Source organism: Citrobacter sp. UYEF32 (assembly GCF_040546205.1).
GTDB lineage: Bacteria > Pseudomonadota > Gammaproteobacteria > Enterobacterales > Enterobacteriaceae > Phytobacter > Phytobacter diazotrophicus.
In genome coordinates, this window is the sequence record NZ_JBEPNI010000005.1 from 79,966 (window position 1) to 99,077 (window position 19,112).

The window sequence follows — 19,112 nt, forward strand, 5'->3', positions numbered from 1 at the left end:
TCACACCTCCCGCGGGTTTGCCAGATAGCCGGTGGTATCCCCTGTCGGGCGGCTGTTGGCGTTAGGTTTAATCACAATGCACGGTTTGGTGAAGTGCGACGCCGGGAGCGGAGCGACAGCCGCCAGCTCACCGTATTTTTTACGCAGCTCTTCAATGGGACCGAAGTCCAGCGCACGCAGCGGGCAGGATTCCACGCAAATCGGCTTATGCCCCTCGGCGACACGACTGTAGCAGCCGTCGCACTTGGTCATATGGCCTTTTTCGGCGTTGAACTGCGGCGCGCCGTACGGGCAGGCCATATGGCAGTAACGACAGCCGATGCAGATATCTTCGTCCACCACCACAAAGCCATCTTCGCGTTTGTGCATCGCCCCGCTGGGGCAGACTTTGGTACAGGCCGGATCCTCGCAGTGGTTACAGGCGATGGAGAGGTAATAGGCGAAAACGTTCTGGTGCCAGACACCGTTATCCTCTTGCCAGTCTCCCCCCGCGTATTCGTAAATGCGGCGGAAGCTGACATCCGGCGTTAAGTTCTTGTAATCCTTACACGCCAGCTCACAGGTTTTACAGCCGGTGCAGCGCGCGGAGTCGATATAAAATCCATATTGTGTGGTCATCGGCTACTCCTTAAACCTTTTCGATTTCGACCAGATTGGTGTGCTGCGGGTTACCTTTCGCCAGCGGTGACGGACGATGGGTGGTCAGCGTGTTCACGCAGCCACCATGGTCAACGCGATCGCCTTGCATATCGGCGTTGTGCCAGGCCCCCTGGCCCATGGCGCTCACTCCCGGCATGATGCGCGGAGTGACTTTAGCGGCAATGCGTACTTCGCCGCGTCCGTTGAACACCCTGACCATATCCCCACTGACGATGCCGCGTTTTTGCGCATCAATCGGGTTGATCCACACCTCCTGGCGGCAGGCGGCCTCAAGGATATCGATATTGCCGTAGCTGGAGTGGGTACGGGATTTGTAATGGAAACCGAACATCTGTAGCGGATATTTACTACGTGCCGGGTCGTCCCAGCCTTCTGGCGTCGAGGCATAAACCGGTAACGGACTGATCACTTCCCCTTTAGGAATCTCCCAGGTATTGGCAATTCTGGCCAGTCTGCTGGAGTAGATTTCAATTTTGCCAGAGGGTGTTTTCAGCGGATTAGCCTGCGGATCGTCGCGGAATTTTTTATAGGCCACATAGTGCCCGGCGGGGTCTTTACGCTTGTAAATCCCCATTTTTTTCAAATCGTCATAGGAGGGCAGTTGGGGATCTTTTGCCAGCATTTTGGCGTAAAGATACTTAAGCCACTCTTCCTGTGTGCGCCCTTCGGTGAATTTCTGGTAAATATCCGGCCCCAGGCGTCTGGCGATTTCGCTGGTTATCCAGTAAATCGGCTTACGCTCAAATTTCGGTGCGGTAACCGGCTGGATAAAGATCAGATAACCCATGTTGCCGGCGTAATCATTCGGGATGATATCTTCCTGCTCAACGGTCATTAAATCGGGCAGCAGGATATCCGCATACATCGCCGACGAGGTCATGAAATTCTCAATGACGACAATCATTTCGCATTTCTTGTCGTCCTGTAAAACGTCATGGGTATGGTTGATGTCGCCATGCTGGTTGGTGATGGTGTTACCGGCATAGTTCCAGATAAATTTGATCGGGACGTCGAGTTTGTCTTTACCCTGAACACCGTCACGCAGGGCGGTCATCTCTGCGCCGCGCTCAATGGCATCGGTCCAGCTAAAGCAGGAAATTTTGGTTTTTACCGGGTTTTCCGGCATCGGCATGCGTTCAATGGTAATGGTATAGGTGGACTCGCGCGCGCCGCTATTCCCGCCGTTGATACCGACGTTACCGGTCAGAATGGGCAGCATCGCGATAGCGCGGGCGGTTAATTCGCCATTTGCCTGACGCTGCGGACCCCAGCCCTGGCAAATACAGGCGGGTTTGGTTTGACCAATCTCACGCGCCAGTTTCACAATGCGGTCGACCGGAATACCGGTCACGGCAGAAGCCCATTGCGGCGTTTTGGCAATGCCGTCGTCGCCCTGGCCCAGAATATAGGCTTTGTAATGACCATTGGCTGGCGCGCCTTCTGGCAGGGTTTTTTCGTCATACCCGACGCAGTACGTGTCCAGGAATGGCTGATCGACCATGTTTTCGTTAATCAATACCCAGGCGATACCGGCAACCAGTGCGGCATCGGTGCCCGGACGTATCGGGATCCACTCATCTTCGCGCCCGGCAGCGGTATCGGTATAACGCGGGTCGATAACGATCATGCGCGCATTGGAACGTTCGCGCGCCTGTTCAAGAAAATAAGTAATGCCGCCACCGCTCATACGGGTTTCAGCCGGATTGTTGCCAAACATCACCACCAGTTTGGTGTTTTCGATGTCTGACGTACTGTTGCCTTCGTTGGAGCCGTAGGTGTAAGGCATCGCATAGGCGATCTGCGCCGTACTGTAAGTGCCGTACTGGCCGAGGAAGCCGCCGTAAATGGCCATCAGGCGGGCAATAATAGAGGCAGAAGGGGAAGAACGGGTGATGTTGCCGCCGACGATACCGGAGGAGTAGTTAATGTACACCGCCTCGTTACCGTATTTTTCCACAATCCCTTTCAGGCTACCTGCGATGGTATCAAGTGCTTCATCCCAGGATATACGTTCGAATTTACCTTCGCCACGTTTACCCACGCGTTTCATGGGGTAGTTCAGACGATCCGGATGGTTGATACGACGACGGATTGAACGTCCGCGCAGGCAGGCTCGAACCTGATGATTACCGTAAACATCCTCCCCGGTATTGTCTGTTTCGACCCAGTAGACCTCGTTATCGCGTACGTGTGAACGCAACGCACAGCGACTGCCACAGTTGACGGAGCAGGCGCCCCATACGACTTTATCTTCTGCCGGTTGCAGGGCGCTTTGAACCGCAGCAGCAGCGGTTCGCATGCCAAAAGGCAGAGAAAAACTGCCTGCCGCCAGCGCTAGCGAACCCAGCGCAGTGGATTTAACGAGTGTTCGGCGGCTGATCCCGCCACCACTCTCAACAATGGACATAGCTCACTCCGTTATAGCTTATAATAGAAAAATATTACGCGTCGAAATTACGAGCATGCTAACGATGAGAGTGATGCTACTTAATAAGAGTTAGGGGGATCTTAATGGGGATCAAGAAGAGGGCTAATCCCCATTATTTTTGTAAGGTAATGAAGTTATTGTGCGGCGGGTTTGCCACTCTCTTGCGGCGTTATTTCCCCCGATTGTGCATTCGCGCTACCCCGGGTGCGGGTATAAAGAATTTTCCAGTTATCGTTACTACAATGGCCCACAACCTGGGCGCCCGACGCGCTATTTTGATCGTTGGGTTCGATGGTAAGCGTAAAGTCTGTCTCGGGGACGCCGTTATTTATAATGCGTTGTTGTATATCGTTTTTTACTCTTTCGCAGGAATCCGGTGCGGCATAAGCAGATGCCGAGCCGATGAACAAAAGTGCACCTAACCAGAGTGAATGTTTCATTTGCGACTCCTTCTTAATTAATAATGCTCAATGCGTAGTATTGAGAAGTAAGGCTAAGCGAAATCTGCGCAAAACAGGAATGCGCATTATCTTAGTTTTGTATCGTTATATCGTTATGTACATAGCGAGGTATATTTTTCTGCAAAAAAAGGGCAAGTTTGTCGATATTATTCTGCCGTGCCGAATCGCCAGGCCAGACCAGGTAATAGCCATCGCCGGTACCGATCGCCAGCGGGAACGGCGCGACCAGCAGATGCTGATCCATCGCGCTCTGGCTGAGCAGAAGATCGCCAATCGTTACACCATGTCCCCCCATCGCTGCCAGCATGCCCTGTTCGAGGGTATCAAATACTTTGCCGCCCGCCAGACTCAACCCGCTATACAAGCCGCTACTGTTCAGCCAGCGTCGCCAGTCCCGGCGGTCGCGTGAGGGGTGGATAAGCTCACAGGCCGCCAGATTATCACGCGCCTTATCAAGCAAATCAGGAGCGCAAAGGGGGAGCAGCCATTCATCAAACAGTCGCAAACAGCGCGTTCCCGCACCGAAATGTCCATTGCCGAGCAGGATGGCGCAATCGAAAGGCTCTTTGGTGAAATCGACATTGTCGATATCCATCCAGATACTGGATACCTCGACTTCCGGCGTCTCGTGTTGCGCCCGGAAATCTGCCATCACATCCAGTAGCCAGCGCATCGTCAGCGTGGAAGGGGCCTTGAGCCGCAACTGCACATGGGTGCTGCGCAGTTGCCGACAGGCATTCTCCAGTTGTGAAAACCCTTGTTGTAACTGTACCGCCAGCATGCGCCCGGCATCAGTAAGCATCACCTTCGGCCCATTACGCTCAAAAAGCTGGCAAGCGAAGTGATCTTCCAGCGTGCGGATATGGCGACTGACTGCGCCTGGGGTCACATTGAGTAATTCGGCGGCCTGGCTGAATGAGCTGGATTGTGCCGCTACGGTAAAGGCGCGTAAGGCATAGAGATGCGGGATGTTTTGTTTCATAGCGATTTATTTATATTGAGTTTTACTCACGATTGAGGCCAGTTTAACTCGTTTTTCATCCGGTGCGTACGCCTTTACCCTGAACGATAAAACAGGGGGAAACGCGTTATGGCTGAACTCAATCTTGCGCTCCTGAGCGCGTATGTTATCGCAGTGCTTTTTTTACTCTTAACACCCGGTCCCGTTGTGCTGTTAGTGACCGGGACGGCGGCACGCGTGGGGTATACGAGGGCGTTTCTAACCCTTCTGGGAACAAATCTCGCCTCGCTGGTATTGATAACCCTGGCCGTTCTCGCTATCGCCGGGGCGGTATCGCTGGACAAAGGGTATCTGGCGCTGCTGGGCATCGGCGGTTCTGTGTTTATTGGCTGGGGAGCGGTGCAGTCATTGCGTGAGATTTGGGCGCAAAGGCCGGTACAGGAGGGGGGTAAGGCTGTGCTGGCAGGTGGGTTTATGCGCGGATTTTTCACCGGTATTTCCAATCCAAAAGATATTCTCTTTTTTGTCTCATTTTTCCCGCAGTTTATTGCCATTAGCCGCGATTTTACCACCAGCATTACCACGCTTTGCCTGCTGTGGATCGTGTTCGATTTTGCCGTCATGGCGGGCTATATCGTTGCTATCAAACGTTTTCTCCCTGTCACGCAAAGTCGACGTTTTGCCGCCTGTGCGGCGCTCTTTTTATTGCTATTGGCCGTTTGTGGGGTTGCCTGGAACCTTACGGGCGCGAAATCGCTCTTTATGTGATGAAATGATATTGTCTCTGCCCGAATAATTACAAGATTTGCTAAGATAAGCGCAACGCATTGTGATATTTGGGTGAACCTATTGAAAAAACAAATGATACTCATCGCACTGATGGCCATTCTGGCGGGGTGTGATGACAACAAAGGACCTGTATCTTTTACGCCGGAGATGGCGAGTTTTTCGAATGAATTCGACTTTGACCCACTGCGCGGTCCAGTAAAAGATTTCAGCCAGACATTACTGAATGAAAAAGGTGAGGTATCGAAGCGCGTCAGCGGCACGATGTCCAAAGAAGGGTGTTTCGATTCACTGGAACTGCATGATCTGGAAAACAATACCGGGGTTTCACTGGTACTGAATGCCAACTATTACCTTGATGCTGATACCCAGGAAAAACGTCTTCGTCTACAAGGGAAATGTCAGTTGGCGGAATTTCCCAGCGCGGGGCTGACGTGGGATACGGATGAGCGCGGCTTTATCTCTTCCGCGCGTGGTAAAGATGTTGAAGTCAACTACCGTTACGATGACGAAGGCTATCCACTGGGCAAATCAACAACCTCGAAAGATATGCATCTGTCTGTTGTCTCGACCCCATCGAATGTAAAAGGTAAGAAGCTCGATTATACGTCGGTCAGCACGCTGAATGATAAACCACTGGGTAATGTCAAACAGACCTGCGAGTACGACAAGCATGATAACCCGGTGGCCTGCCAACTGGAGATTGTCGATACGAGCGTGACGCCTTCTGTCGCGAAGAAATACAGCATTAAGAACACCATCGAATACTATTGATGGCATTCACCACCGCGCTTACTGTGCGGTGGGTTTCAGCAATGTTCCGCCGCTGCTTTTATGGTTTTCCAGGTATTGCTGCTGGAAAATACACATGCGAATAGTATTACGGTACTCGCCGTTAATAAAAAATTCGTGAATCAATTCGCCTTCCACCATAAACCCGAGTTTACGGTAGATATGGATGGCTTTCTCATTCTCTTTATCCACGATCAGATAGAGCTTATAGAGATTTAACACTGTAAAGCCGTAATCCATCGCCAGCTTTGCCGCGCGGGTGGCGAGACCTTTTCCCTGATGCTCTGGCGAGATGATTATCTGGAACTCGGCTCGACGGTGGACGTGGTTAATCTCAACCAGCTCGACCAGTCCGGCTTTGTCCCCATCATATTCCACCACAAAACGGCGTTCGCTTTGATCGTGAATATGCTTGTCATATAAATCTGACAGCTCGACAAAGGCTTCATACGGTTCTTCGAACCAGTAACGCATGACGCTGGCGTTGTTATCCAGTTGATGCACAAAACGCAGATCTTCACGTTCGAGCGGGCGAAGTTTGACATGGGCAACGTCGGTCATAGGACATCCTTTTTGACAACAGCAAAGACGGGCGTGGGGAAACGCCCGAAGTAGGAAAGGGGTTATGGCGTAATCTGACGACCGGTACGGCGGTCAAGGCAACGCAGGGTGTTGGGTTCCCAGTATGCGTTGACGTTAGCGCTTTTGTGGCAATTATCCTGTGCGTCAAAGGCGACGTCAGTTTTATCCCACTCTTTTTCCACACGTTTGTTAACTTTGTGGCGCAGCGAACGGGTGTCATCCCACTGTTCTTTTTCCATGGCTGCTTGCTGGCGGCTTTGCGCGCTGTCGCCGGATTCAATCACTAACTTGTTGGTCTGCGCTGGGGCACTGGCGGTGTACACGATGGCACCCAGCGTCAGCATTGCCGTCAGGCACAGGCGTTTGCTAAGTGAAATGTTCATTGCAATTTCCTTCTTGAGGGGATCTAAAAGCTACAGAGCAATTCTACTCGATTCATCCCTGGGCGGATACCCTGCCGGGTGTCCACATATTAGTGGGTTATCCGTTAAGATAGTTCAACCACGACACAATGAAAACGCGAGAGATGATCAAAACAACCCTGCTATTTTTCCTGACCGCCATATGTGAAATCGTCGGCTGCTTTTTACCGTGGCTGTGGCTGAAACGGGGGGCTACGCCGCTGTTGCTGCTTCCGGCTGCGCTCGCGCTGGCGCTTTTTGTCTGGCTGTTGACCCTGCATCCTGCCGCCAGCGGGAGAGTCTATGCCGCTTATGGCGGGGTGTACGTCTGCACGGCTTTATTATGGCTGAGGGTGGTGGATGGTGTGAAACTCAGCCTGTATGACTGGACGGGGGCCGCCATCGCACTTTGCGGCATGCTGATTATCGTTGCCGGGTGGGGGCGCGCGTAAGCGCCCGTTTTTTGTGATCGCTCGCAGCTTTTTTGATCGTTATACTTGTATGGTAGTAGTTCAGTTGCGTAAATTCCCTTCATCGCAATAAAAGATGTAAGGAATTTACGTATGAAAAGTGTGGTTATCAGAGAGCCAAATAACCTGGTCATTGAACAGCGTCCATTGCCTGTACCTGCAGCAGGCGAAGTCAGGGTAAAGGTGAAACTTGCCGGGATTTGTGGTTCAGACAGCCATATTTATCGTGGCCATAATCCCTTTGCAAAATACCCGCGCGTTATTGGTCATGAGTTCTTCGGCATTATCGACGCGGTGGGTGATGGGGTTGATAAAAAACGTATTGGTGAGCGTGTTTCGGTTGATCCGGTTATTAGTTGCGGTGAGTGCTATCCCTGTTCAATTGGTAAACCGAATGTTTGTACTTCACTGGTCGTATTAGGGGTGCATCGCGACGGTGGGTTTAGCCAATATGCGACAGTACCGGCTAAGAATGCGTTCACTATTCCGGATGCCATCTCCGATAAACATGCCGTGATGATTGAGCCCTTTACTATCGCTGCGAATGTCACCGGTCAGGCCGCCCCCAGAGAAAATGACGTTGCGCTAATTTACGGTGCTGGTCCAATGGGGTTAACAACCGTTCAGGCGCTGAAAGGCGTTTATAACGTGAAGCAAATTATTGTGGCCGACCGTATCGATGAACGTCTTGCCATGGCAAAAAACTGCGGTGCCGACTGGGTCATTAATAACGGGCAGCAATCCCTGCAAGAGTTTTTAGCGGAGAAGGGGCTTAAACCCACGCTGATTGTTGATGCTGCCTGCCACCCGTCAATTTTGCAGGAGGCCATTAGCCTGGCTTCACCGGCGGCGCGCATTGTTCTGATGGGCTTCTCCAGCGATCCTTGCCAGATTATTCAGCAAGGTATTACGGGTAAAGAGCTCTCTATTTTTTCTTCTCGCCTGAACGCGAATAAATTCCCCACGGTTATCGAGTGGTTGCAAAAAGGATTAATCGATCCGGATAAACTGATTACTCATGCTTTTGATTATCAGCACGTTATCGACGCAATAGAAGTATTTGAGAAGGACCAGCGTAAGTGCTGCAAGGTATTACTGACTTTTTCCGATGAACAATAAAGACATTTTTATCTACGCAAAATCATTCATGTTGCATCGAGGCGGCAAATAAATGACATCTCAGACGCATAAGCGTTGTACGTAACTGAGATAAATGAGTGCAGCCAATAAAGAGGCAGCCTGAAGGATTAGGCGTATACGCATCTACCTCTTAGAGATAGCCATTATGACAGAAACAACACATGAGCGAAGCACAAAAGACCTGGTAAGAGCGGCAGTATCCGGCTGGCTGGGCACCGCGTTGGAATTTATGGATTTCCAGCTCTATTCATTAGGCGCAGCACTGGTTTTTCATGAAATATTCTTCCCTGAACAATCCGCAGCGATGGCGCTTATTCTTGCGATGGGGACATACGGTGCAGGCTATATCGCCCGTATTGTCGGTGCGTTTATTTTCGGCAAAATGGGTGACAGTATTGGTCGCAAAAAAGTGCTGTTTATTACCATCACCATGATGGGGATCTGCACGACATTAATTGGCGTACTGCCAACCTATGCGCAAATTGGCATATTTGCCCCTGTGTTGCTGGTGACGTTACGTATTATTCAGGGGCTGGGTGCCGGTGCGGAAATTTCCGGGGCGGGGACCATGTTGGCGGAATATGCGCCAAAAGGGAAGCGAGGGATTATCTCTTCGCTGGTGGCGATGGGCACTAACTGCGGTACGCTGAGCGCAACGGCTATCTGGGCGGTGATGTTCTTTGCTCTCGACAGAGAAGAACTGCTGGCATGGGGATGGCGTATTCCGTTCCTGGCGAGTGTTGTGGTCATGATCTTTGCTATCTGGCTGCGAATGAACCTCAAAGAAAGCCCGGTGTTTGAAAAAGTTAACGAAGGCGAACACGCACCTGCACAGAGTAAGTCATCAGAAAGTTCGCTGGGGGCGATGTTTACGAGCAAATCGTTTTGGCTGGCGACCGGCTTACGTTTCGGCCAGGCTGGTAACTCGGGTCTGATTCAAACTTTCCTTGCCGGGTATCTGGTGCAGACGCTGATGTTCAATAAATCTATCCCTACGGATGCGTTGATGATCAGCTCCATCATTGGTTTTGTCACCATTCCGTTGCTGGGCTGGCTGTCGGACAAATTTGGTCGCCGTTTGCCTTACATTCTGTTGAATATCTCGGCGATCATTCTGGCGTACCCGATGCTGTCGATTGTCGTGGATAAGAGCTACAGTCCGGGCGTTATCATGACGGCGTTGATTGTTATCCATAACTTTGCCGTACTGGGGCTGTTCGCACTGGAAAATATCACCATGGCTGAAATCTTCGGTTCGCGTAACCGCTTTACCCGGATGGCGATATCCAAAGAGGCGGGTGGTCTGGTGGCCGTAGGCTTTGGCCCGGTTCTGGCGGGGATCTTCTGCAACATGACCGGTTCCTGGCTGCCGATTCTGGCGATGGTCATTGTCTATTCACTGATTGGCCTGGTGTCGGCGATTCTGATGCCGGAAGTCAAAGACCGCGATCTTAGCATTCTGGAAGATGCTGCCGAAGCGCAGGGGCGGAATCGGGCGGTTAGTTCTATTCATCAGGCGAATTAATGTGCCTGCCCGGTAGTCATAGTTGCCGCTCAGGCGGCGACAGGCAAAACGTCATGTCGTAAGAGACATGTACCGGGGTTAAGGGTTACCAGGGCCGCACCAGTGAGAGCTGGCGCGGCCCTGTGTCGTTTGGTGCGCGTAAAATCCAGGCGCTTTTTTTGTGATCACGGATCGGTTTCTTGTCTTTTATACTTGTATGGTAGTATGCGTAAAGATAAATTTCTTGCATCACAGTGAAGGTGTAAGGAACGAAAAATGAAGATTGTTGGGGCCGAGGTTTTTGTCACCTGTCCGGGGCGTAACTTCGTTACATTAAAAATCACCACCGATGAAGGCATTGTTGGACTCGGCGATGCCACCCTCAATGGTCGCGAGCTCTCCGTGGCCTCATACCTGAAAGACCATCTTTGCCCACAGTTAATCGGGCGTGATGCACACCGCATTGAAGATATCTGGCAGTTTTTCTATAAAGGCGCGTACTGGCGCCGTGGCCCGGTCACGATGTCGGCGATATCCGCTATAGATATGGCGCTGTGGGACATCAAGGCTAAAGCCGCCAACATGCCGTTGTATCAGTTGTTGGGCGGCGCTTCCCGCGATGGGGTGATGGTCTATTGCCACACAACGGGTCACACCATTGATGATGTGCTGGAAGATTACGCGCGGCACAAAGAGATGGGCTTTAAAGCGATTCGGGTGCAGTGCGGCGTACCGGGAATGAAAACCACCTACGGTATGGCGAAAGGTAAAGGGCTCGCCTACGAACCGGCAACCAAAGGGGTGTGGCCGGAAGAGCAACTGTGGTCCACCGAGAAATACCTCGATTTTACCCCCAAACTGTTCGACGCCGTGCGCAGCAAATTCGGTTTCCACGAACACCTGCTGCATGACATGCATCACCGTCTGACGCCAATTGAGGCCGCGCGCTTTGGTAAAAGCATTGAAGCGTTCCGCATGTTCTGGATGGAAGACCCGACGCCTGCTGAAAACCAGGCGTGCTTCCGTCTGATTCGCCAGCATACCGTCACGCCGATTGCGGTGGGTGAGGTGTTTAACAGTATCTGGGACTGCAAGCAACTTATTGAAGAGCAGCTTATCGACTATATCCGTACCACGATTACCCATGCGGGTGGGATAACGGGTATGCGCCGTATCGCTGACTTCGCTTCACTCTACCAGGTCCGTACCGGTTCGCACGGTCCGTCCGATCTCTCGCCGATCTGCCATGCTGCGGCGCTGCATTTTGACCTGTGGGTACCGAATTTCGGTGTCCAGGAGTACATGGGATATTCAGAGCAAATGCTCGAAGTTTTCCCACATAGCTGGCGCTTTGATAATGGCTATATGCATCCAGGCGACAAACCAGGCCTTGGCATCGAGTTTGATGAAAAACTGGCGGCAAAATACCCCTACGATCCAGCGTGTCTGCCGGTCGCCCGGCTGGAAGATGGCACGTTGTGGAACTGGTAGTTAACACGTTGATAAGGATGTTGCCCAAATAACAAACTTCTTACTCGGGAATACGATTATGGTAAGTTCAGTGGATATCAAAAACGCAACAGATAACACACCTGTTATCAAACGTGTCGCCACCGCGTCGGCCATCGGTACCGCGGCGGAATATTATGATTTCTTCGCTTACGGTACGGCCGCTGTTCTGTTTTTTGGTCACCTTTTTTTCCCCAGTACCGATCCTCTTATCAGTACCCTGGCCGCATTTGCCACCTATGCGGTGGGCTTTTTAGCCCGTCCGTTAGGCGGCATTGTCTTTGGTCATATCGGCGATAAAGTCGGGCGTAAAAAAGCACTGGTTATCACAATCTTAATCGTCGGGCTGGGAACGTTCTGCATCGGCTTATTACCAACCTATGAAAAAATCGGTATCTGGGCGCCGGTATTACTCATCCTGATCCGCGTCTTACAAGGTTTTGGCGTCGGAGGTGAGCAGGCGGGGGCGGTATTAATGACCGCCGAATACTCTGTGCCGGCGCGCAGGGGCTTCTTTGCGAGCTGGGTACAAATTGGTGCACCGGCTGGCTTCCTGTTGCCAATGGCCCTCTTTGCCTTACTCAACGGCGTTCTCTCACCAGAGGCGATGATGGATTACGGCTGGCGTATTCCCTTTCTGCTGAGCGCACTGTTGGTCATCGTTGGCCTGTTTATTCGCTTACGTATTGATGAGTCGCCGGTGTTTGCCAAAATCCGCGAAACCAAAGCGGTTGAATCCCGCCCGGTTGTTGAGGTTATCCGTCATTATCCGGGGATTGTGGTGAAAGGGGTGTGCGCGAAATTAATCGAAGCCTGTACCTTCGCCATGTTTACCGTGATTGTGCTGGCCTACGGTAAAGCAAATAACTTAAGCGCCAATATCCTGATGGATGCCATGATCGTCGCCGTACTGTTGGAAATTATTGCCATCCCGGCGATGGGGGCATTAAGCGACAAAATTGGCCGTAAACCGGTTTACATCGCCGGGGCTTTATTGCAGGTGCTTGCCATTATTCCGTTCTTCCTCGCCATCAATCAGGACAGTTACTGGCTGACGCAGATTGCGATGGTCATGGTTATTACCTTTGGCCACAGCATGTGTTACGCACCCCAGGCATCGTTCTTCCCGGAATTATTCCCGACACATATCCGTTGCAGCGGTATCGCCCTGATCTGGCAGGTCGGTTCGCTGATTGGTAGCGGTGTTCTGGGGCTGGTGGCGGTGAAAATCCTGCAGATGACCGGTGGGCATTATTACGGTATGGCGGCGTATGTCATCGTATTAGGTGTGATTTCGGTGATTGGCCTGGCGCTAATGCCTGAAACCGCGCCGCGCCGACGCCAGGGCGAATACCAACAGTGGGGACAACACTGATAATAAAAACCAGACTTACGGCTCTTTTGTTGCCCCCTCTCTGGGAGGGGGAATGAATTCAGTAAAAACAAACTGTAAAACCTCATCCTTCTTGTATGGTAGTTGACTTGAATCAAAGATGTCATACCAATCAAATGAGATGGTTTACAGCATGATGATGTCACTCACCGCAATGAAGCGATTTTTAACTATCAAATGAGTAAAACCATGGAAAATCAGCTGTTAAAGGCGAATGCCGTTGTTCCGGCATACGACCGTCAACGTCTTGTCCCGCGCATTGTGCATCTGGGATTCGGTGCGTTCCATCGCGCACATCAATCTGTCTATGCTGACATTCTGGCAACAGAGCATGGCAGCGACTGGGGCTACTGTGAGGTCAATCTGATTGGCGGCGAACAGCAAATTGCTGATCTGAAAGCGCAGGATAATCTCTATACCGTGGCGGAAATGTCTGCTGATGCGTGGACTGCGCGTGTTGTCGGTGTCGCCAAACGCGCACTGCATGCCGGGGTTGATGGTCTGGAAGCGGTTCTTGCGGCGATGTGTGAACCGCAGGTGGCGATTGTGTCACTGACGATTACGGAAAAAGGTTATTGCCACTCTCCGGCTACCGGGCAATTGATGCTCGATCACCCGTTTATTGCCGCCGATTTACAAAATCCGCAGCAGCCGAAATCTGCCGCCGGGGTGATTGTTGAAGCGCTGGCGCGTCGTAAGGCTAAAGGGCTGGCGGCCTTCACGGTGATGTCCTGCGACAACATGCCGGAAAACGGCCATGTCACACGTAATGTTATTTGCGCCTATGCCCGTGCGGTTAATGCAGAACTGGCCGACTGGATTGACGCGAACGTGACCTTCCCGTCAACAATGGTTGACCGTATTGTTCCCGCCGTAACAGCCGATACGCTGGATAAAATTGAACAACTGACCGGTGTGCGCGACCCGGCGGGCGTGGCCTGTGAACCGTTCCGTCAGTGGGTTATCGAAGATAACTTTGTGGCAGGTCGCCCGGAATGGGAAAAAGCCGGGGCTGAACTCGTCGCTGACGTGGTGCCATTTGAAGAGATGAAACTGCGCATGCTCAACGGCAGTCACTCTTTCCTCGCCTATCTGGGCTATCTGGCCGGTTACCAGCACATCAATGAGTGCATGGAAGACGACAACTATCGTCGCGCTGCCCATGCCCTGATGTTGCAGGAGCAGGCACCGACGCTGAAAGTGAAAGGGGTCGATTTGGCGCATTACGCGGACTTGCTGATTGCGCGTTACAGCAACCCGGCGCTGCGTCACCGTACCTGGCAGATTGCGATGGATGGCAGCCAGAAACTGCCTCAACGTATGCTGGATTCCGTGCGCTGGCACCGTGTCCATCAGCATGCCTTTGATCTGCTGGCGCTGGGGGTTGCAGGCTGGATGCGCTATGTGGGCGGTGTTGATGAGCAGGGCAATGCGATCGAAGTGAGCGATCCGCTGCTGGCTGTGATTCAGCAGGCTGTAGCAGGCAGTGCAGAAGGGGAAGCACGCGTTAACGCATTGCTGGGTATTGAGGCGATTTTTGGCACTGAACTGCCGAAAGATGCGATCTTTGTTGAACAGGTAACGCGTGCCTATCAGGCATTGCTGGCGAACGGCGCGAAAGCCACGGTTGCACAGTACGCGGCGAAATTCTGATCTAAATGCCGCCTTCAGGCGGCATCACACCATTAGTGCAGGCCAAGGCGAATCAGTTCAACAGGTTCAAACTGGCCTTCACAACCTTCCACTTCTACCGTTTTGCTACGACGCAACTGAGCTGGCGTCATTCCATTGGCATGGATAGCGATAATTTTCCCGGTACGACCTGTGCCATTAATCATGACGCGGCTGCCGGTGGTGATTGCATTACGGTTACGATCATAAGTCATCATGGTGGTTTCTCCTTTTATCATCCGCAAAACATGCCGGGGCATAAGGCGTCCCCGTCACGGACGCCTTATGAAAACGCTTTTGCTAAGATGATTTTTTGTTTTTGATCAACGTCACACTTTTTAGCGCGCAAAAACAGCACAACGTTTCAAAAACAAAACAGGAGGAGGGGAATTACTCTTCGCTAAACCAGTCGCGATTTTCCTGGCTGATGAGTTTCACAGAACCGCTGATTTCCTGCAGATGGTGGGTCATCGCTTGATCCACCGCATCGGCGTCTCTTTTTTCCAGCGCATCAAAAATATCCTGATGCTGGCGCAGCAGCATTTCCGGAGGTGACACGTGGTCAAGGCTCATATAGCGCACACGGTCCATGGTCGCTTTGAGGTTTTCAATGGTATCCCAGGCAAGTTGACAGTCGGCAATTTGCGCGAGTTTCTGGTGAAACTCATCATCCAACTGGAAAAAATCATTCAACTGCTTGCGCTCAATGGCAGTGCGTTGCTGATTGAGATTCTGCTCAAGCTGATAACAATAGCTGTCCGTCATCATCCCGGCGGCGCGACGGGCGACCGCACACTCAATGGCCTGACGCACGAAGCAGCCGTTACGGACCTGAGCCAGGGAGATTTTATTCACATAGCTGCCGCGCTGGGGGCGGATTTGAATCAGACCGTTTTCCGCCAGCTTGATAAAGGCTTCACGCACGGGCTGACGTGAAACGTCAAAACGGATCGACACTTCTTTTTCAGAAAGCGGGGTTCCCGGCGGAATCAGGCAATGAACAATATCCCGACGGAGAATACGGTAAATTTGCTGGTTGACGGGTTGCGTCGGATTGAGCTGGGTTTCAACGATCATTCGCACTTACTTTTTAAGAGGTTAACCCAGCTACCATACCATTAAATAGACGCCGTTCCCATACCCGGCCCGCAGGCCGGGGCGGGAAAATTAGCCTGCGCGATGTACGCTCAGACCCGCATAGGTCTGGCTTACTGGCATCATTTCCAGGGTATTGATATTGACGTGTTTTGGCAGCGTCGCCACCCACCAGACCGCCTCGGTCACATCTTCCGGTGTCAGGGCGTTGGTATTTTCATAGGTTTTTTCGGCTTTCGCGTCATCGCCTTTAAAACGCACATTCGAAAACTCCGTACCGCCCACCAGGCCCGGCTCGATATTGGTTACGCGAACGGCGGTGCCGTTAAGGTCGGTGCGCAGGTTCAGACTGAACTGACGCACAAAAGCTTTGGTGGCGCCATAGACGTTACCACCAGCATACGGCCAGCTCCCTGCGGTCGAACCGATGTTGATGATATGACCGCGATTGCGTTCCACCATGCCCGGCAGCACCGCCCGGGTCATATAGACCAGGCCTTTGTTGTTGGTGTCGATCATGGTTTCCCAGTCATCCACATTGGCTTTGTGCGCAGGCTCGAGTCCCAGGGCTAACCCGGCGTTATTCACCAGCACGTCAATCTCTTTCCATTCAGCAGGCAGATTTGCCAGCATCTCTTCAATGGCTGCGCGGTTACGCACATCAACTTGCGCGGTAAACAGATTGTCGCCCAGTTCGTCTTTCAGCTCTTGCAGGCGCTCCTGACGGCGGCCTGTTGCAATGACTTTGTGTCCATTTTCAATAAAACGACGTGTGATACTCTCACCAAAACCCGCTGTTGCCCCGGTAACCAAAATTATCATCTTGCTGTTCCTCAACGCTTTTTGTGGTGTATTACCATAGCACGCACCGCTCGGTGGCGGTAACCTAAGTTAAGCCTGGCAAAAAATCTTCACTTTGTGCTACTGATAGATCATCACAGCCAATACCATGGATGTCTGGTCTGGGGTAACTAACCGCATTCAGGAGTAAATTATGTCGGTAACGAATCCTTTCTTCGATGTCAGCACGCTGCCTTATCAGGCACCGCGCTTCGATCTTATCCATCAGGATCACTATCGCCCCGCATTCGACCGTGGGGTTGAGGAAAAACGCGCCGAGGTGTCCGCCATTGCGCAAAACCCGGCTCCCGCCACGTTTGATAATACCCTGTTGCCGCTGGAGTGCAGTGGTGAGTTGTTGACGCGAGTGACCAGTGTCTTTTTCGCGATGACCTCCGCGCATACCAATGATTTTTTACAGCAACTCGACGAAGCGTTCTCCGCTGAACTTGCGCAACTGGCGAATGATATTTATCTCAATGACGCCCTGTTTGCGCGCGTTGAATCCGTCTGGCGCAATCGGGAATCAGCCGGTCTGGATGATGAATCTTTACGGCTGGTCGAGGTGATGTATCAGCGCTTTATACTGGCTGGCGCGACGCTTTCCGCTGACGATAAAGCGGTACTGAGAGCATTAAATACCGAGGCGGCTACGCTCACCAGCCAGTTTAATCAGCGCCTGCTGGCGGCAGACAAAGCCGGTGGTCTGGTGGTGGATTATCTCCATCAACTCGACGGACTGAGCGATGACGCTATCGCCGCCGCAGCCGATGCGGCGCGAGAAAAAGGGCTGACCGATCGCTGGTTGCTTTCACTATTAAACACCACACAGCAACCGGCGCTGGCCGCGCTGCGGGACCGTCAGACGCGCGAAAACCTGTTTACTGCCAGTTGGTCACGGACTTCGCGCGGGGATGCCAATGACACGCGCGCTATCGTATTGCGGCTGGCGCAATTAAGGGCGCAACAGGCGTCATTGCTCGGCTTCCCGGATTACGCCAGTTGGAAAATGGCCGACCAGATGGCAGGCAATCCACAGGCCGCGTTTGATTTTATGCGCGGTATTGCCCCGGCGGCACGTGCCCGCGCTGAACGTGAACTGGCGGATATTCAGCAGGTCATTGATGAACAGCAGGGGGGCTTCACCGCCCAGGCCTGGGACTGGCCGTGGTATGCCGAACAGGTCCGACGCGCGAAATACGACCTCGACGAATCACAGGTCACCCCTTATTTTGCGCTCAACACGGTGCTGAGCGAAGGGGTGTTCTATGCAGCGAGCCAACTCTTTGGCATTCGTTTCGCAGAACGTACCGATATTCCTGTTTACCACCCGGATGTGCGAGTCTGGGAAATATTCGACCAGAATGATGAAGGGCTGGCGCTGTTTTATGGCGATTTCTTTGCCCGCGATTCAAAGAGCGGCGGCGCATGGATGGGGAATTTCATCGAGCAATCGACGCTGCTTTCCACCAAACCGGTTATTTACAATGTCTGCAACTACCAGAAACCGGCCGCCGGGCAGACGGCGCTCTTATCGTGGGATGATGTCATCACCCTGTTTCACGAGTTTGGTCATACGCTGCATGGTTTGTTCGCCCGCCAGCGCTATGCCAGCCTGTCGGGGACCAATACGCCGCGTGATTTCGTTGAGTTCCCGTCACAGATTAACGAGCACTGGGCCAGCCATCCTGAGGTGTTCACACGTTATGCGCGCCATTATCAAACCGATGAGCCAATGCCGGAAGCGCTACGCAAAAAAATGTTGCGCAGTACCCAGTTCAATAAAGGCTATGACATGACGGAGTTGCTGAGTGCGGCTTTGTTGGACATGAACTGGCACAGTCTGGATGGAGTGACTCAGGTCAGCGATGTCGATGCCTTTGAAGCGCAGGCGATTCGCCGCGAAGGGCTTGATATCGCTGCGGTACCGCCCCGTTATCGCAGCAGCTACTTCGCCCATATCTTCGGCGGTGGTTACGCAGCGGGTTATTACGCCTATTTGTGGACGCAAATGCTGGCGGATGACGGCTTCCAGTGGTTTGTGGAGCAGGGCGGTTTATCCCGAGAAAACGGGCAAAGATTCCGCGAAGCGATTTTGTCGCGTGGCAATAGTACTGATTTAGCTGAACTTTATCGCCAGTGGCGCGGTCATGACCCACAGATTGAACCGATGCTGAAAAACCGAGGCCTGAGCGAGTAGGGCCAGAAATAGCATAAAAAACCGGGCTAATGCCCGGTTTTTTATGCGTGATAATTAAATGCTACGCAAACGTTAAATTAACGTGCTAACCGAAGCGGTGCAATGTGATTCAAGCGACATAGTTGATAATGAAATAATTTATTGATGTAATAATTCATTAAGTATGTCTACCTTTAATCGATGGTCTCGTGACGTTAGACTATTTTTTTAATGTCGCCT

General features: G+C 52.2%; 18 protein-coding genes. 9 read left to right on the forward strand and 9 right to left on the reverse strand.

Going from position 1 to position 19,112, the window contains the following annotated elements; translation table 11 throughout:
* From ABIB59_RS14935 to ABIB59_RS14950, 4 genes are all read right to left on the reverse strand, one after another.
* Positions 1 to 618: a DMSO/selenate family reductase complex B subunit gene (locus tag ABIB59_RS14935; protein WP_079498197.1), complete on the reverse strand. Its 618-nt coding sequence runs from the start codon at positions 616 to 618 to the stop codon at positions 1 to 3.
* 10 nt (positions 619 to 628) lie between these two features.
* A complete protein-coding gene (ynfE, locus tag ABIB59_RS14940; RefSeq protein ID WP_354035990.1) occupies positions 629 to 3,067 on the reverse strand; it encodes a selenate/tellurate reductase subunit YnfE in 2,439 nt (812 codons plus the stop codon).
* 155 nt (positions 3,068 to 3,222) lie between these two features.
* Positions 3,223 to 3,528 carry a DUF1161 domain-containing protein gene (locus ABIB59_RS14945; protein ID WP_071194302.1) on the reverse strand — a complete coding sequence of 102 codons (306 nt, stop codon included), beginning with the start codon at positions 3,526 to 3,528 and terminating at the stop codon, positions 3,223 to 3,225.
* A gap of 91 nt (positions 3,529 to 3,619) precedes the next feature.
* Positions 3,620 to 4,531 carry a LysR family transcriptional regulator gene (locus ABIB59_RS14950; RefSeq protein ID WP_079498202.1) on the reverse strand — a complete coding sequence of 304 codons (912 nt, stop codon included), beginning with the start codon at positions 4,529 to 4,531 and terminating at the stop codon, positions 3,620 to 3,622.
* Positions 4,532 to 4,639: 108 nt separating this feature from the next.
* Here ABIB59_RS14950 and ABIB59_RS14955 point away from each other — a divergent pair, with 108 nt between their 5' ends.
* Together ABIB59_RS14955 and ABIB59_RS14960 are read left to right on the forward strand one after the other, a co-directional pair.
* Positions 4,640 to 5,278: a LysE family translocator gene (locus tag ABIB59_RS14955; protein ID WP_110295241.1), complete on the forward strand. Its 639-nt coding sequence runs from the start codon at positions 4,640 to 4,642 to the stop codon at positions 5,276 to 5,278.
* A gap of 93 nt (positions 5,279 to 5,371) precedes the next feature.
* Positions 5,372 to 6,070, forward strand: a complete 699-nt coding sequence (locus tag ABIB59_RS14960) for a YnfC family lipoprotein (protein WP_064572401.1) — start codon at positions 5,372 to 5,374, stop codon at positions 6,068 to 6,070.
* Positions 6,071 to 6,088: 18 nt separating this feature from the next.
* Here the strand turns inward: ABIB59_RS14960 and speG are convergent, their stop codons facing one another.
* Together speG and ABIB59_RS14970 are read right to left on the reverse strand one after the other, a co-directional pair.
* Positions 6,089 to 6,649 (reverse strand): spermidine N1-acetyltransferase, encoded by a 561-nt coding sequence (speG, locus tag ABIB59_RS14965; RefSeq protein WP_108701219.1) that lies wholly within the window; start codon positions 6,647 to 6,649, stop codon positions 6,089 to 6,091.
* Positions 6,650 to 6,711: 62 nt separating this feature from the next.
* Positions 6,712 to 7,053 carry a DUF1283 family protein gene (locus ABIB59_RS14970; RefSeq protein WP_039078872.1) on the reverse strand — a complete coding sequence of 114 codons (342 nt, stop codon included), beginning with the start codon at positions 7,051 to 7,053 and terminating at the stop codon, positions 6,712 to 6,714.
* 143 nt (positions 7,054 to 7,196) lie between these two features.
* Here ABIB59_RS14970 and ABIB59_RS14975 point away from each other — a divergent pair, with 143 nt between their 5' ends.
* From ABIB59_RS14975 to ABIB59_RS15000, 6 genes are all read left to right on the forward strand, one after another.
* Positions 7,197 to 7,523: a YnfA family protein gene (locus ABIB59_RS14975; protein WP_039078873.1), complete on the forward strand. Its 327-nt coding sequence runs from the start codon at positions 7,197 to 7,199 to the stop codon at positions 7,521 to 7,523.
* Between the two features lie 111 nt (positions 7,524 to 7,634).
* On the forward strand, positions 7,635 to 8,660 hold the full coding sequence (locus ABIB59_RS14980; protein ID WP_354035995.1) for a Zn-dependent oxidoreductase: 1,026 nt from the start codon (positions 7,635 to 7,637) through the stop codon (positions 8,658 to 8,660).
* A 166-nt stretch (positions 8,661 to 8,826) separates the two neighbouring features.
* Positions 8,827 to 10,206, forward strand: a complete 1,380-nt coding sequence (locus tag ABIB59_RS14985) for an MFS transporter (protein ID WP_039078875.1) — start codon at positions 8,827 to 8,829, stop codon at positions 10,204 to 10,206.
* A 255-nt stretch (positions 10,207 to 10,461) separates the two neighbouring features.
* Positions 10,462 to 11,676: a D-mannonate dehydratase ManD gene (manD, locus tag ABIB59_RS14990; protein ID WP_071194297.1), complete on the forward strand. Its 1,215-nt coding sequence runs from the start codon at positions 10,462 to 10,464 to the stop codon at positions 11,674 to 11,676.
* Positions 11,677 to 11,734: 58 nt separating this feature from the next.
* Positions 11,735 to 13,069 carry an MFS transporter gene (locus ABIB59_RS14995; RefSeq protein WP_039078877.1) on the forward strand — a complete coding sequence of 445 codons (1,335 nt, stop codon included), beginning with the start codon at positions 11,735 to 11,737 and terminating at the stop codon, positions 13,067 to 13,069.
* 207 nt (positions 13,070 to 13,276) lie between these two features.
* The gene (locus ABIB59_RS15000) at positions 13,277 to 14,740 is read left to right on the forward strand and encodes a mannitol dehydrogenase family protein (protein WP_071194295.1); all 1,464 of its coding nucleotides are present in this window, start codon (positions 13,277 to 13,279) and stop codon (positions 14,738 to 14,740) included.
* Between the two features lie 32 nt (positions 14,741 to 14,772).
* Here ABIB59_RS15000 and ydfZ read toward each other — a convergent pair whose 3' ends face one another.
* The 3 genes from ydfZ to ydfG form a co-directional block, all read right to left on the reverse strand.
* Positions 14,773 to 14,976 carry a putative selenium delivery protein YdfZ gene (gene ydfZ, locus ABIB59_RS15005; protein ID WP_039078879.1) on the reverse strand — a complete coding sequence of 68 codons (204 nt, stop codon included), beginning with the start codon at positions 14,974 to 14,976 and terminating at the stop codon, positions 14,773 to 14,775.
* Positions 14,977 to 15,148: 172 nt separating this feature from the next.
* Positions 15,149 to 15,835, reverse strand: coding sequence for a GntR family transcriptional regulator (locus ABIB59_RS15010; RefSeq protein WP_039078880.1), 687 nt, complete (start codon positions 15,833 to 15,835; stop codon positions 15,149 to 15,151).
* A 90-nt stretch (positions 15,836 to 15,925) separates the two neighbouring features.
* Positions 15,926 to 16,675, reverse strand: a complete 750-nt coding sequence (ydfG, locus tag ABIB59_RS15015) for a bifunctional NADP-dependent 3-hydroxy acid dehydrogenase/3-hydroxypropionate dehydrogenase YdfG (RefSeq protein WP_039078881.1) — start codon at positions 16,673 to 16,675, stop codon at positions 15,926 to 15,928.
* 172 nt (positions 16,676 to 16,847) lie between these two features.
* On the opposite strand from ydfG, the gene dcp reads away from it, so the two are divergent.
* A complete protein-coding gene (gene dcp, locus ABIB59_RS15020) occupies positions 16,848 to 18,893 on the forward strand; it encodes a peptidyl-dipeptidase Dcp (RefSeq protein ID WP_354035999.1) in 2,046 nt (681 codons plus the stop codon).
* Positions 18,894 to 19,112 lie beyond the last annotated feature (219 nt).